The sequence below is a fragment of the Klebsiella quasivariicola genome, assembly GCF_002269255.1.
GTDB classification, from domain to species: Bacteria; Pseudomonadota; Gammaproteobacteria; order Enterobacterales; family Enterobacteriaceae; genus Klebsiella; species Klebsiella quasivariicola.
In genome coordinates, this window is the sequence record NZ_CP022823.1 from 2,375,858 (window position 1) to 2,390,013 (window position 14,156).

11 protein-coding genes and 1 pseudogene are annotated in these 14,156 nt (G+C 59.8%); 10 read left to right on the top strand and 2 right to left on the bottom strand.

Features of this window, described 5'->3' with window-relative positions:
* Positions 1-8: 8 nt before the first annotated feature.
* Positions 9-734, top strand: a complete 726-nt coding sequence (locus B8P98_RS11835; protein ID WP_095033035.1) for a polyphenol oxidase family protein — start codon at positions 9-11, stop codon at positions 732-734.
* 12 nt (positions 735-746) lie between these two features.
* Here the strand turns inward: B8P98_RS11835 and B8P98_RS11840 are convergent, their stop codons facing one another.
* Both B8P98_RS11840 and B8P98_RS11845 read right to left on the bottom strand, forming a co-directional pair.
* Positions 747-2,327: a rhodanese homology domain-containing protein gene (locus B8P98_RS11840; RefSeq protein WP_095033036.1), complete on the bottom strand. Its 1,581-nt coding sequence runs from the start codon at positions 2,325-2,327 to the stop codon at positions 747-749.
* Between the two features lie 5 nt (positions 2,328-2,332).
* Complete coding sequence (locus B8P98_RS11845; RefSeq protein ID WP_025712092.1) at positions 2,333-2,935, bottom strand: cysteine dioxygenase family protein; 603 nt, start codon at positions 2,933-2,935, stop codon at positions 2,333-2,335.
* 107 nt (positions 2,936-3,042) lie between these two features.
* On the opposite strand from B8P98_RS11845, the gene B8P98_RS11850 reads away from it, so the two are divergent.
* The 9 genes and pseudogenes from B8P98_RS11850 (at position 3,043) to B8P98_RS11890 (ending at position 14,140) form a co-directional block, all read left to right on the top strand.
* Complete coding sequence (locus B8P98_RS11850; RefSeq protein WP_025712093.1) at positions 3,043-3,936, top strand: LysR family transcriptional regulator; 894 nt, start codon at positions 3,043-3,045, stop codon at positions 3,934-3,936.
* 144 nt (positions 3,937-4,080) lie between these two features.
* Positions 4,081-5,176 (top strand): annotated as a pseudogene (locus tag B8P98_RS11855) (LLM class flavin-dependent oxidoreductase).
* Complete coding sequence (locus B8P98_RS11860; protein WP_167382657.1) at positions 5,163-6,314, top strand: acyl-CoA dehydrogenase family protein; 1,152 nt, start codon at positions 5,163-5,165, stop codon at positions 6,312-6,314. The pseudogene B8P98_RS11855 and the gene B8P98_RS11860 overlap by 14 nt, the downstream one beginning before the upstream one ends.
* A 5-nt stretch (positions 6,315-6,319) precedes the next feature.
* Complete coding sequence (locus B8P98_RS11865; protein ID WP_023340331.1) at positions 6,320-7,282, top strand: ABC transporter substrate-binding protein; 963 nt, start codon at positions 6,320-6,322, stop codon at positions 7,280-7,282.
* Positions 7,279-8,316, top strand: coding sequence for an ABC transporter substrate-binding protein (locus B8P98_RS11870; protein ID WP_095033037.1), 1,038 nt, complete (start codon positions 7,279-7,281; stop codon positions 8,314-8,316). Before B8P98_RS11865 ends, B8P98_RS11870 begins: the two co-directional genes overlap by 4 nt.
* Positions 8,297-9,292, top strand: a complete 996-nt coding sequence (locus B8P98_RS11875; protein ID WP_025712098.1) for an ABC transporter permease — start codon at positions 8,297-8,299, stop codon at positions 9,290-9,292. The genes B8P98_RS11870 and B8P98_RS11875 overlap by 20 nt, the downstream gene beginning before the upstream one ends.
* Positions 9,286-10,059 carry an ABC transporter ATP-binding protein gene (locus B8P98_RS11880; RefSeq protein WP_022066096.1) on the top strand — a complete coding sequence of 258 codons (774 nt, stop codon included), beginning with the start codon at positions 9,286-9,288 and terminating at the stop codon, positions 10,057-10,059. The genes B8P98_RS11875 and B8P98_RS11880 overlap by 7 nt, the downstream gene beginning before the upstream one ends.
* Positions 10,060-10,226: 167 nt before the next feature.
* Positions 10,227-12,395 (top strand): hypothetical protein, encoded by a 2,169-nt coding sequence (locus B8P98_RS11885; RefSeq protein ID WP_227676614.1) that lies wholly within the window; start codon positions 10,227-10,229, stop codon positions 12,393-12,395.
* A 68-nt stretch (positions 12,396-12,463) separates the two neighbouring features.
* A complete protein-coding gene (locus tag B8P98_RS11890; protein ID WP_227676613.1) occupies positions 12,464-14,140 on the top strand; it encodes a hypothetical protein in 1,677 nt (558 codons plus the stop codon).
* Positions 14,141-14,156: the final 16 nt, after the last annotated feature.

Genomic DNA, 14,156 nt, shown 5'->3' on the forward strand with positions numbered 1-14,156 from the left:
TCGTCCCTATGGCTTACACCTCCCGTTTGCTCAATGCTATCCCTGGCATCCGCCACGCCTTTCTCGATGTCCACGAAACCGCCGCCTTTCCCTATGCCGAGCTGGCGCCGGTGAAGCTGGTGCACGGCAATGAGGTTCATCACTATCAGCAGCCGCTGCCGACGCGTCCGCACGCCGACGCGGTGTTTACCGCCGTGGCGGGGCAAAAGGTGGGGGTAGTGACCGCCGACTGCCTGCCAATGCTGATCGCCTCCCGCGACGGTCGCTTCGTCTGCAGCGTGCATGCCGGCTGGCAGGGGCTGGTCAGCGGCATTGTCGACAACAGTCTGGCCTGTTTTCGCCAGCAGGGGGTGGCATTGGCCGATCTGGTCATCGCCGTCGGGCCGCATATTCACCCTTGCTGTTACGAAGTCTCCGCCGGATTTTATCAGCAACTGCTGGATCAGCCCGGCGGTGATCGGGTGGCGCGCCATCGCCAGCGGCTGTTTCATTCCCGTTCGGGCCCGGTCAGCGATCCGCTCAAAGCCGCTGCACGCGGCAGCGATAATCTGTGGTTTGATCTGCGCGCCTTTGCCGACGCGATCTTCGCAGAGTCGGGAGTGGCGCCGGCGAGCGTTGAATGGCTGGGGAGCTGCACCTACTGCACCCCGCAGTCGCTGGGCTCCTACCGGCGCCGGACCCATTTCCCGGCGCCGAAGAGCTTTCAGTATTCGTGGATCATGCGCGAGGCCTGAGGGGCGCTCGCGTTAGAGCACCCGAAAACCGTGGGTGCCGTCGCGGGCCAGCTGATCCACCAGGCCGTACTCCCATTCCAGATAGGCCTGCATGGCCTCGGCGGAATTATCGGTTCCTTCGTACGGACGACGATAGCGGTCCCGGCGCTCGACGGCGAGGCCGCTGTCGCCATGCGCCAGCGGCAGACCGGCGGCGATCCACGCCAGCGTCCCACCGGTAAGCAATTGCACCGGTTTACCGGTCAAGGCCGCCACCTCCGGCACCGCGTAGCGGGCCAGCAGACTGCTGCCGCAGGTCACCACGTAACGTTGGGCGGGAGGGATCACATCCAGGGCCTGGCGCAGCTGCGAGCGCGTTAGCCACCACGCGCCGGGGATATGGCGAGCGACAAAGTTGGCGCTGGTGGTAAAATCGAGCACCACCGTACCGGGTTCGTCGAGCTGGTGCGCCAGCTGCGCCGGGCTTATCTCCTTCGCCTGCGGGCCGGGCGGCACCTCGGCGGCCGGCACCCCGCGTTCGCTCAACTGGCTGGCCGACAGCGCGCTCAGCCGCGCCGTCTCCCAGCCCATCTGCGCCAGCCACGAGCCGGTAATCGCCGCCCGGATGCCATCGTCATCCAGCAGCACAATTCGCGCCCCTCGTACGCTGGCGAAGTGATCGGTCTCCTGCACCAGCTGGCCGCCTGGCGCGCTCAGGCTGCCGGGATAGTGACCCGCCGCGTACTCCTCGGGGCTGCGGACATCAAACAGGAAGGTAGTGCGGTCGCTCTGCTGCAGCCAGCGTTGCAGCGTGGCCTCATCGATGACCGCCACCCCGGCCCGTTCGGCAAGATGCGCCACCTCAGCGGCCCGGACGCCGGAGGCGCGGGCGGAGGGATCGTATTGCCGCTGCTGCTGGTGCGCCAGTGTCTGGCCGGCCAGCGTCCAGCCGATAGTGCCATTGCGCAGGGCATGGACCGGGTTTGGCACGCCGGCGTTGATCAGCGACTGGGTGCCGATGATGCTGCGGGTGCGTCCGGCGCAGTTGACGATAACCGGCGTCTGCGGGGAGGGCGTCAGGCTCTCCACCCGCAGGGCCAGCTCGCCGCCGGGCACGCTGATGCTGCCGGGGATGCTCATGGTCTGGTACTCATCAAAGCGCCGGGCGTCGACGATCACTACCTCCTGCCGGCTGTCGATGAGCGCCTGAACCTCCCGGGCGCTGAGCGACGGCGTGTGGCGCACGCTTTCCACCAGTTCACCAAAGGCTTTGCTGGCGGAGTTGACGTCCTGAAACAGCTCGCCGCCGCTGCGGCGCCAGCCGGCGAGCCCCTCTGCCAGCAGGGCCACATCCTGATAGCCCCAGGCCCGCAGCCGTTCGACGGCGATCTCCGCCAGCCCTTCGCCATTGTCGTAGACGGTGATCGGGGTGGTGAAGCGCGGTATCCGCCGGCGGACCTCCAGCTCCAGTTTGCTGAACGGCAGATTGACGGCAAACAGCGGATGATCGGTGGCGAAATCGGCCTCTTCGCGGACGTCGATCAGCGCCAGTTCACGACGGTCGAGCAGCGCCTGGCGGATCCCGGCGGCCTGGCGATAAGCGTAGGTGGACATAGTGGTTATCCTTGATGTTCGCGGGAGGAATCCCAGATATTGGGTAAATGGCGGTTGGAGTAGCCGGAGATAAACGGTTTCTGCTGGCCTTCCGGGGTATACACGGCGCGCTTCACCGCGCCGATATTGCCGCCGTAGATGTGAATGCTGATGGAGGCGCGATCCGCCAGCGCATTGCTGACGCGATGAATATCGCCATCGTCAGCGGAGACTTTCTCCACCTGGCCTGCTTCCAGAAGCGTGGCGGCGCCCAGTGCGCGCGGGATGCCATCGGCATCCAGCTGGTAGCGCTGGTTTTCCTCCGCGCCGCGCAGCATCCCAATGGCTCCCCACACCCGGTGGTCATGGATCGGCGTCGCTTGCCCCGGTCCCCAGACGAAGCTGACAATCGAGAAGCGCTCCCCGGAGTCAGCATGCAGCAGATACTGCTGGTAATGGTGCGGATGCGGCAGGGTGTACTCTTCCGGCAGCCAGTCGTCGTAACGCACCAGCGCCGCCAGCCGCTGCGCCACGGCGTCAAGCAGCGGGGCGGTCTGGTGGTGTTCGCGGTGCAGGCGGTCAACCTCATGTATGAAATGGCGTAATTTTTCCAGTCGTGGTGCAGTCATGTGCGGTTCCTGTCAGAGGGACTGGTCAAAACGCTAACAGAGGCGTTAATATTATTTAAATGCAATTTACGCATATATTAATATGCAAAATTCACATTAAGGAACCTATGCGCATCGACGACATTGACGCTCTGCTGGCCACGGTCCAGTTTTCTTCCCTCAATCAGGCCGCGGAATATCTGGGGATCACCCAGTCGGCCATCACCCGGCGCCTGCAGCGTCTGGAACAGGAGCTGAACGTGACGCTGTTGGAGCGCCAGACCCGCCCGCTGACCCTGACTGCCGCCGGACACCGGGTGTACGAGCAGTGTCTGAGCATTAAGCGTGAGACGAAAAAACTCTACAGCCTGTTGGATCCGGAAGGCGAACCGCGCGGTGCGCTGCGTCTCGGCGTACCGCAGAGCATCAGCGAGATCGCGCTACCGGCGGCGCTGTCGGCCCTGAGCCAGCAGTTTCCCGGACTGTCGCCCCAGGTGACCTGCGGCTGGAGCGGCCAGCTGCAGCGTCGGCTGGAAAACGGCGAGCTGGACGGCATGCTGGCGATGGGGCCGGCCCAGCAAAACTTCGCCGAGGGCTACAGCGGGCGCCTGCTGTGTCCGCTGGAGGTGGTGCCGATCGCCGCCCGGCGTTTGAATTTGCGCGCGTCATCGCTGCGGGAGTGCGCCGAACAGGGCTGGATCCTTAACCCCGACGGCTGTGGCCTGCGCGCCGGGCTGATTCGCGAGCTGCAGAGCCAGGGATTGCGGCTGACGCTCAACGTTGAGAGCGCAGGTGCGCAGCTGCAGATGGCGCTGGTGGCGCAGGGTCTGGGGCTGGGTCTGGTGCCGCGGGCGGCGCTGGCGGCCAGCCCGTGGCGGGAAGAGCTTATGGTGCTGGAGCTCAGCGATTTTCAGCCTGCGGTTTCGCTGTGGCTTATCCACGCCCGGTATCTGGCCAACCTGCAGTCGCCGCTGACCTTTTTTGCCAGCAAAATGGTGCAACGGCTGACCGTATCCGACTGAAAATAGTATGTATTTTTGTTTAATGCTTATTCAGCATATTAAGATATGATAAAAATGCATTTTGCTCATTAACTCACTCTGTATAGGGTAATGACCAGCGCCGCCGTCGCGGCCACGCCATTACCCTGACGCAAGGAGTTGTTCATGAGCATTCAGTTTCTCGGCATGATTGGCCACCGCCTCTCTTCCGAAACGATTGCCCCGGTGGGGCCAATCTTTGACCGCGACTATATCGTTCGCTTTGCGCAAACCCATGAGGCCGCCGGGTTTGATCGCCTGCTGGTGGGCCACTGGTCCGATCAACCCGACGGCTTTCTGGTGACGGCCCTGGCCGGGCTGTCGACGCAGAAAATTCATTACCTGCTGGCCCATCGCCCCGGTTTTGTTTCGCCGACCCTCGCCGCGCGCAAATTCGCCACCCTTGAGCACCTGCTGGGGGGCCGGCTGGCGGTGCATATCATCAGCGGCGGCAACGATGCCGAGCAGCGCCGGGATGGCGATTATCTCGACCACGACCAGCGCTACGCCCGCACCGATGCCTTCCTCGACACCGTGCGCCAGGTGTGGACCAGCGAGCAGCCGGTGGATATTCACAACGATTTCTATCAGGCCGAGCAGGCCTGGTCCGCCATTCGCCCGCTGCAAAAACCGCATCTTCCCATCTACTTTGGCGGCTCGTCGGAAGCGGCCATCGCCGTCGCCGGCAAACATGCCGATGTCTTCGCGCTGTGGGGCGAGTCGCTGGCGCAAACCGGGGAGACCATCCAGCGCGTGCGCGCCGAAGCGGCGAAACACCAGCGTGATATTGGCTTCAGCGTCTCGTTCCGGCCGATTATTGCCGACAGCGAAGCCGAAGCCTGGGAGAAAGCCGAGCATATCCTGCACGTCGCCACCGAGCAGGCGGCACAGCGCGGGGGCGGTTTCAAAGCCAAACCGGACAGCATTGGCGCCCAGCGGCTGCGGGCCACCGCGGCGCAGGGCAGGGTGGTGGACAAACGCCTGTGGACCGGCATCGCCCAGCTGGTGGGCGGCGGACATAACTCCACTGCGCTGGTGGGCACTCCGGAGCAGGTGGCGGATGCGCTGCTCGATTACTACGACCTCGGGGTGCGCAACTTCCTGATCCGCGGATTCGACCCGCTGAACGACGCGGCCGACTATGGCCGGGCGCTGCTGCCGATCGCCCGGGAAAAAGCCGCGCAGCGTGCGCTAGCGGAGCGCGCATCGTGATCCAGCCTGAGCGCGACGACTGGGCCCGGCAGCTGACGGCGCTCCGCCAGCAGATGGCCGAGCAGGCGGCCAGCCTCGACGCCAGCGGCGAGTTTCCCCGGCGTAATATCGACCATCTGCGCGCTGGGGGCTGGTTAAGTCTCGCCGTGCCGTCATCCTGCGGCGGCGCGGGCGCCAGCCTGGCTCAGCTGCAGCAGGCCATCGCCGCCATCGCCTGGGGAGAGCCGGCGACAGCGCTGATCGTCTGCATGCAGTATCTGCACCATTTGCGGCTGGCGGAAAACGACGCCTGGCACGCGCCGCTGCGCCAGCAGGTTTTTCACGATGCTGTCGAACAGGGTGGCCTGATCAACAGCCTGCGCGTCGAGCCTGAACTGGGCTCCCCGGCGCGGGGCGGCCTGCCGGATACCGTGGCAACCCGCTGCGCGGAGGGCTGGGACATCAGCGGCCATAAAATCTATACCACCGGCATTGAAGGGCTGCGCTGGCTGGCGGTGTGGGCCAGAAGCGATGATAACCCGCCGCTGGTGGGCACCTGGCTGGTGCCTGGCGACAGCCCGGGTATCAGCGTGGTGAAAAGCTGGGATCACGCCGGGATGCGGGCCACCGGCAGCCATGAAGTTATTTTTAACCACGTGCGGGTGGCGGCAGAGCACGCGGTGGATGTCTGGCCGGCCGATGCGCCCCCCGCCGCTCAGGCCGAACCGTTTCGCCTGTTCGCCAACCGGCAGACGGCGCTGCTGGCGGCGATCTATGACAGCATCGCCCGCGCCGCTCACGACTGGCTGGTGACGTGGCTGGCGGGGCGGGTGCCGGCCGGTCTCGGGCATCCGCTTTCCCGACTGCCGCGGGTGCAGGAGAAAGTCGGGCAGATCGCCGGGCTGCTGCTGGTCAACCGCAGCCTGCTGGAGCAGGCCGCCGCGCTGCGCTTTTCCGCCATCGAGGCCAATCTGGCGAAAGTTACCATCACCGACAACGCCATTCAGGCGGTGAATTTCGCGCTCGAGCTGACCGGCAATCATGGCCTGAGCCGTCAAAACCCGCTGGAACGCCACTACCGCAACGTCCTCTGCGGACGAGTACATACCCCACAGAGCGACAGCGCCTGGCTGGCAGCCGGCAACTTCGTCTTTCAATCACAAGGATAATCACGATGCGTCTATCATTTTCAGGCCGGGTGGCGGCAGCGCTGATGCTGCTGGCGCTGGGCGGCTACGCGACAGCGCAGGAGCGGATCACCCTGCGTATCGCCGATCAAAAAGGCGGCATGCGTTCGCAGCTGGAGGCGGCCAACGCCCTGCAAAATCTCCCTTACGACATTAAATGGGCCGAGTTCCCGGCCGCCGCGCCGCTGGCGGAAGCCCTCAACGCGGGCGCCGTGGACGCGGGGATCATCGGCGATGCGCCGTTGCTCTTTGCCCTCGCCAACGGTGCGCCGGTGAAAGCCATTGCCGTGGATAAAAGCAACCCGGCGGGGACCGCGGTGCTGGTTTCCCCCGGCAGCACGTTAAAAAGCGGCGCCGATTTAAAAGGCAAACGCATCGCCACCGGTAAAGGGTCGATTGGTCATTTCGTGGCGTTGAAAGCGCTGGAGCAGGCGGGGATTTCACCGAAGGAGGTGCAGTGGGTTTTCCTCGGCCCGGTGGACGCCAAAGTGGCGCTGCTTAACGGTTCGGTAGACGCCTGGGCGACCTGGGAGCCCTACACCACCCAAATGGTGAAGACCAACGAGGGGCAGATTCTGGTGAGCGGCAAAGGGCTGCTGCCGGGGAATACCTTCCTCGCGGCAACGGATTCCGCGCTGAACGATCCGCAAAAACGCGCCGCGCTGCAGGATTATCTCCAGCGCCTGGCCGGCGCTGAGCGCTGGGCCTACGCCAATCTCGACAGCTACGGCAAAACGCTGGGGGAGATCATCCGCTTCCCGGCGGAGATCGCCCGCGCGCAGTTTGCCAACCGCCAGTCGCAATGGCAGCCGCTGGCAGAGGAAACCGTGACCCAGCAGCAGGCAACGGCGGACTTTTATCTCGCCAACGGCCTGATCCGCACCCGGCTGGACGTGAAGCCGACCTTTGACCGCCGTTTTAGCGTGCCCGCCGCCGAGGTGACGCCATGACCCGATCCGCTTTTTCCCGCCGCCGTTTTTTACAGCTCAGCGGCGGCCTGGCGCTGGCCGGGGTCTCTCTGCCGCTGTGGGCTCACGATATGGCGAACATGGCCAGCGGCGATGCCCATCCGGCGCTGCGCCTGCCAGAGCCCTACAAGATCAAGCTGGCGATCAATAAAAGCGCGGTATGCCTCGCGCCGGTCGCCGTCGCCGAGCAGCAGAAGATTTTCAGTAAATATAACCTCGACGTTGAGTTTGTTAACTTCGGCAACTCCACTGATGTGCTGCTGGAGGCGATCGCCACCGGTAAGGCCGACGCCGGGGTGGGGATGGCGCTGCGCTGGCTGAAGGCGCTGGAGCAGGGCTTTGACGTCAAGCTCACCGCCGGGACCCACGGCGGCTGTCTGAACCTGCTGACGGCCAAAGACTCGCCGTTCGGCGGCCTCGAGAGCCTGAAGGGACAAACCATCGGCGTCACCGACATGGCCGGGCCGGATAAAAACTTCTTCGCCATCCTGCTTAAGCGCCACGGTATCGACCCGATCGGCGACGTGCAGTGGAAAGTCTACCCGGCGGATCTGCTCAGCGTGGCGCTGGACAAACGCGAAATCGCCGCCATCAGCGGCAGCGAGCCGTTCAGCTATCGGCTGCTGGAGACCGGCAAGTATCAGCTGATCGCCAGCAATATGACCGGAGATTATGCCAACCTCAGCTGCTGCGTGCTGGGGGTGAGCGGGAGCCTGGCGCGGGACCATAAACCGGCGGCCGCGGCGCTCACTCAGGCGATCCTGGAGGCGCACAGCTATGCCGCCGCGCACCCGGAAAGCGTGGCGCAATCCTTCCTCGCCCATGCGCTCAACACCAATGAAGCGGAGGTGAGCGGCATCCTGCACGGCCAGGGCCACGGCCATCACGCGGTGGGCGAAGCGTTCGTGAAAGAGCTGACGCAGTACGCGGTCGACCTGCAGCGGGTGCAGGTGATCAAGCCGGGTACCGATCCCCATCAGTTCGCGGAGAGTATCTATGCCAACGTATTCGCCTGAGCAGGCTCTGGCGCGCCCCACCGGCCGCGCGCCGCTGTGGGGAGAGGGGCTGCTGGCCGCCGCGCTGTGGCTGCTGGGCGGTCTGTTTACCCTGGCCTGGCCCGACGCCGGACGGCGCTGGCCGTTTAGCGAAGGCTGGGCGCTGGCGCAGTTCACCTTCGGCGGCGGCTTGCTGCTGCTGGCGCTGAGCTATCGCTACTGGCGAGCGCGCGGCGCCCGCGTGCTGCATGCCGGCAAGTGGCTGGCGCTGCTGCCGGTGCTGTTTGCTGTCTGGGAAGGGCTGACCGCCAAGAGTGCCGTACTGCCGGTGCCGTTTTTCGCGCCGCCGCAGGCGCTGATCGAGGTGCTACACGACGACTGGCCGCGCCTGCTCGACAGCCTGCTGCACTCCCTGGGGCTGCTGGGGCTCGGCGTGCTGCTGGGCACCAGCAGCGGGTTCATCACCGGTCTGGCCATCGGCTGGTCACAACGGATTGGCTACTGGGTTCATCCGGTGTTACGTCTGCTGGGGCCGGTGCCGTCCACCGCGCTGCTGCCGCTGTGCCTGTTTATTTTTCCCTCGAGCTTCGGCGCCAGCGTGTTTTTGATCGCGCTGAGCACCTGGTTCCCGGTGACGGTGCTGACCTGGTCCGGAGTGATGGGCATTGATAAAGCGTGGTACGACGTGGCGCGGACCCTCGGCGCCAGCCAGCGTTTCCTGATCCTGCGGGTGGCGATCCCCGCCGCGCTGCCGAACGTCTTTGTCGGCCTGTTTATGGGGCTAGGCGCGTCGTTTTCGGTGCTGATTGTCGCCGAAATGGTTGGGGTAAAGTCGGGGATCGGCTTTTACCTCCAGTGGGCTCAGGGCTGGGCGGCCTATCCGAATATGTACGCCGCGCTGCTGGTGATGGCGTTGTTATGCTCCGGCCTGATAAGCGGATTATTTATGCTGCGTGACCGGCTGCTGAGCTGGCAGCGGGGAGGGATGCAATGGTAACCGAGACGATAGCGCGCGGCGCGGCGGTGTCCATCAGCCATCTTCATCATGCGTTTACGCTTGGCAAACAGACGGTACCGGTGCTGGAGAATATCAGTCTGCAGCTGCGACCGGGGGAAAGCGTGGCGCTGCTGGGCCCTTCCGGCTGCGGTAAATCAACCCTGCTGCGGCTGCTGGCCGGGCTGGAAGCGCCGCAGAGCGGACAGATGCAGATCGACGGCGCGCCGCTCGGCGCCCCGGGGCCGGAGCGAATTCTGGTATTTCAGGATCCGACGCTCTACCCATGGCTGACGGTACGGCAGAACGTGCTGCTGGGCCCGCAGGCGCAGGGCAAAAAGGGGCTGGAGGCGAAGGCAGACGCGCTGATTGACCGCATCGGGCTGCAGGCCTTCAGCGAGGCGTGGCCGCGTCAGCTGTCCGGGGGGATGGCGCAGCGTGCGGCGCTGGCGCGCGCCTTGTTGAACGAACCGCGTCTCCTGCTGCTCGACGAGCCGTTGGGTAAGCTGGATTCCCTGACCCGCATCAGCATGCAGCGGGAGCTGATCGCCCTCTGGCAGCAGCAGGGGTATACCAGCCTGCTGGTGACCCACGATATCGAGGAGGCGCTGCTGCTGTGCGAGCGAGTGCTGGTGATGTCGCCGCGTCCGGGGCGAATTATCGCCGAGTTCGCGCTGCCGCTGGATTTTCCCCGTCATCGCGATAACCCGCAGCTGCTGCAGCATCGTCAGGATATATTGCGCATCCTCGGCCAGGAGGAGGACTGGTAGGGCGGAATACCGGGCTTGTGTGGCCCGGTGATTTCTTTTTCAGAAGCTTACGGGCGCGCTACTCATGCGTGATTGGCTTTGCACCAGCGAATAATATGCTTATCACTTTACCTGCTTTTTGACGATAATATCTTTCCGACAAATTTACTCAAAACAAGGAATTAGTTTTGCGAAAGATACCTCTCGCCATTATTTGTATGGCTTATCCCTCAGTGGCTTTTTTACAACCTGCCCCGACGGAATTATCCCCTCCAATAACATTCATTGCGCAAATAGATAAAATTGAAGTCAATAAAACCGCTATTGGCAAAGAGATGAAACTGCTACTGGCCGATCGTTTCTATTTTAAAACTAAAACGCCCTGTCAGCGGGATACGCTTTCGGCGCGCCCGCAATCCTTCGGTTTGACGCCTAAAGACTATGTCGAAAAAATACGAAGTCTGGTACCCGCGATGCTCGACGAACGCTATTTTTATCTCACCGTCGATCAATGTGATGGCGAAGGGACATCGATGCTGACCGGCATGGAACTCTGTACCGAGGCATTGTGCGGCGCAGAATATATGAAAAAATCGCCTTATCTGTGGCTGAATGAAAAAATAACAAGAACAGTGAAACGTCGGGCGGAATCCTTTGTAGAGCTCCCTCTGCCTTATGATAAAGATAAAAAATTATGGCAAGTCGTGGGCTGGTATATAGAAGCGCAGGCGGATAATACGCAACCACTCCCGCATACGCACAAAGCATTTACGGGCTATACCGATGACGAAGCTTTCAAATCACAAAAATTTATCGGTGAGATGACCTCATGGTATCGCAGCGGCAACGTCAGCAGTACTGCCACTTATAATCAAGAGGGCAAGCTGCAGGGCCGCTATGACACCTATTTCGATGAAAAAGGTAAAAAAGCGGAAACCGCGGTGTTTAGTAATGGCTTAATGAATGGCGAGTATAGTGTCTTTTATCAGAATGGGGCGATAGAAAGTCAGCGCCAGTTTGTCGACAATAAAATTGTGGATGGTGAATGCCCTCATTATTATGAAGACGGTCGCCTGAAACAGCAGCACAGCTATCTTAACCAACAGCTGGATGGCCCGGCCTATGAATATTTTCCCGATGGTAAAGTGAAAGAGAAGAACATCTACCGTCAGGGCAAGGTTGTCGGCGAGTCAATGACTTACTATCCATCGGGACAAGTGCGTTTCATCTCGCATAAAAACGACAAAGGTAATAATGACGGCGTGACAGAAGAGTACAGCAGCGAAGGAAAATTGATATCCACCGCAACCTATAAAGACGGTAAACAGCTGGCGAAAAAAAACTGGTATGAGAACGGCCAGTTAAAGCAGGAGATCCTCTTCGATAATGCCGGGCGCCGGGAGGGCGTATCCCGAGAGTGGTTTGCCAACGGCAAGCTGTATACCGCCGTGAGCTATAAACAAGGCATTAAGGAGGGGCGCTCTGAAGAGTGGCAGGAAAACGGTCAGCCGAAATCCCTTTTTATGTATAAAGATGGCAAGCTCGACGGGGAGTATCAGTACTGGAATGAGCGGGGTAAACTCCTCTATACCACCCTGTATAAGGCTGACAAAAAGAATGGCCCGGACCGGCGCTGGAGCGAAGATACCGGAAAAATGATCGAAGAAACAATTTATGTCGACGACGTCAGAAATGGCATGAATAAAACATTTAACGATCGGACGGGAAAATTATTGACGGCAGTGCCGTATATTGACGGTGAGAGGAATGGTACTGAGGAAACCTATGGTCCCGATGGCGTCAAAGCGATCCGCTGTTATCAGAAAAATGAACAGCTGGCGGTATTGTATGCCCCCGTTGCCACGACAGAGAAAGCGAGTCAGGGAGATGCTGTCGCGCAGTATAAACTCGGTGAATATCATCTTGCCTGCATGGATTATGCAACGGCAGTAGCATGGCTGGAAAAATCCGCTAAACAGGATAACGCCGCAGCACTGCGGCGATTGGCGCAGTCCTACGATAACGGTTACGGTGTGGTCAAAGATAAAAATCAGTACCGTGATTATTTATTAAAAGCGGCAACGCTGGGGGACGATCAAGCGCAACTGGAGATCGGCTATCTTTATCTGACCGGTAACGGGGTCGCGAAGAATTTACCCGAGGCTTATCAGTGGTATGTGAAATCAGCTGCTCAGGGCAATCCCCAGGCGAATTATCATTTGGGTTTAATGTATCAGAACGGCGATGGCGTTGAAAAAAATGCCGAAAAGGCTAAGCAGTATTTCATTATTGCCGCGCAGGGCGGGATGAAAGAGGCGCTTGTCGCGCTCAAGCCGTATTTGAAAATGGAAAAATAAAATTAAAAGGAATTATGAGAATGAAAACTACACTTGCTCAGCTGTCGCTATTATCCCTGGCTTCGCTGTTGACCACCCAGGCCATGGCACAACATCAGGCGCCGCAGGACGTCTATTCCGTTGTTGAACGTAAGCTTGAAAAGGCGGTGCCGCTTGCTGACAACGCCGAATTTTCGGCACAAGACCCGTGGTTTGAATTGCAAAGAGAGCTGTTTATGTACGGCCCGATGGCGCGGGCCGATGCGTTACTGAAAAAGCTGGATACCCAATCCAAAGCGGCAAAGAATGCGCTTAATTTTTCCGCCAGCTGGCTTGCTGAAAACGACTCCCCGGAGGCGGCACTGGATTTTTTACATAAAATCGGTCTTAGCCAACCCGCGTCATTCACCTCCTATGAGAGTTATATCAACACATGGGTTAACAATAAGCAGCCGGAACCGGCCCTGGCGCTGCTGGATAAATCGGATCCGACGATAAAAGCCTACTATTATCCCACTGTTTTTACCGCTTATCGGTCAGACCCTGCTAAAGCTGCCGCGCTATATGAGAAAAATTATGCAACTGAAAGGGAGTTTTTGCCTTCGCAGTTAAAGATGCTGGTGATGATTGCGAAGGGTTATCAGGATAAAAAGGATATCGCCAATGCCACCGCTTATGCCGATAAAGCGCTGGCCATGATGGATGCGATTATCGCTGAGCGGAAAATTTCAGATGTTCACTACTATAAACAATACATTGATTTAATAGATCTTTATGCCTTTGTGGGTAATAAAAATAAAGCGCTGGAACTGGTCGCCAGGTTAACAAAGGCCACCGGTAATGACGGCAGTTATTATGAACAGTCGTTACCGGGACTACTGGCGTTTTATAAAAACAATGGCCTGACGCAACAATACGCGTCGCTGCTTTCGGCAAGAGTGGCCCAGATTGATAAAGATTTTGCTTTCGAACCAAAGCCGCAGAATGAGTTGAGTCTGATTCAACTACTTCATGAGGTGGATGAACTGGCGCTGCTCGAACAGCGAGTGGACAAGCTGATGACGGCCGCGGAATATGCCTGCTATAGCAGTGATTATTGCTATGAAAATAAAATGCAGGCGTTGCAGTATCTCTATGAACGTAAACAGGATGCGCTGGCCAATAACTATTTAAACATGCTGATCGCCGAATCCCAGCGGCTGGAGTTTGATTCATGGGAGAGCGCGACAAAGCAGATTGCGAAAAGCCTGAGGAATATGGGCCGCGTGGCGGAGATGCAGAAACTGGCTGCCAATGCTGAACCTGTTTATCTCGCGGAAGCGAAAAACAATCCGGGCAGAAGAATGGCAAGACCGTTTCAGACGCTGGCGGAACTATACAGCTATGCCAATGACACGGCTAACGCTCACCGGGTATTGCATGAGCATGTCCCGGACTTCGAAGCTGAAAATATGATTGATTTTTATATGCGGGCCAGCGAGTGGGACAAAGCCCGGGAGTTGCTGGTGCTGGAAGAGCGGGTTGATAGCCAAAACATTATCCTGTTGCAGAATATATGCGAAACCAACACGCTGGTATGCCAGCAACACCTCACGTTTACCTTGAATAAACTGACCACCCAGGTGCCGATGACGATTAAAGATACCGGCGGCAATGAACAACTGTATGCGGTAGGGAGAATCTTTCATTCTCTGGGCATAACACCGACGCCTGAACAGCAGCAGATCATCGACAAGTTGTATGAGAACGCCGGCGCAAGGAAGTAAAACCGTCCGCGTTAAT

Bases quoted from the DNA above. Each gene is read 5' to 3' on its own strand.
- B8P98_RS11865 (WP_023340331.1), top strand. From the start codon at position 6,320: ATGCGTCTATCATTTTCAGGCCGGGTGGCGGCAGCGCTGATGCTGCTG.
- B8P98_RS11840 (WP_095033036.1), bottom strand. From the start codon at position 2,327: ATGTCCACCTACGCTTATCGCCAGGCCGCCGGGATCCGCCAGGCGCTG.
- B8P98_RS11875 (WP_025712098.1), top strand. From the start codon at position 8,297: ATGCCAACGTATTCGCCTGAGCAGGCTCTGGCGCGCCCCACCGGCCGC.
- B8P98_RS11845 (WP_025712092.1), bottom strand. From the start codon at position 2,935: ATGACTGCACCACGACTGGAAAAATTACGCCATTTCATACATGAGGTT.
- B8P98_RS11880 (WP_022066096.1), top strand. From the start codon at position 9,286: ATGGTAACCGAGACGATAGCGCGCGGCGCGGCGGTGTCCATCAGCCAT.
- B8P98_RS11835 (WP_095033035.1), top strand. From the start codon at position 9: ATGGCTTACACCTCCCGTTTGCTCAATGCTATCCCTGGCATCCGCCAC.
- B8P98_RS11870 (WP_095033037.1), top strand. From the start codon at position 7,279: ATGACCCGATCCGCTTTTTCCCGCCGCCGTTTTTTACAGCTCAGCGGC.
- B8P98_RS11850 (WP_025712093.1), top strand. From the start codon at position 3,043: ATGCGCATCGACGACATTGACGCTCTGCTGGCCACGGTCCAGTTTTCT.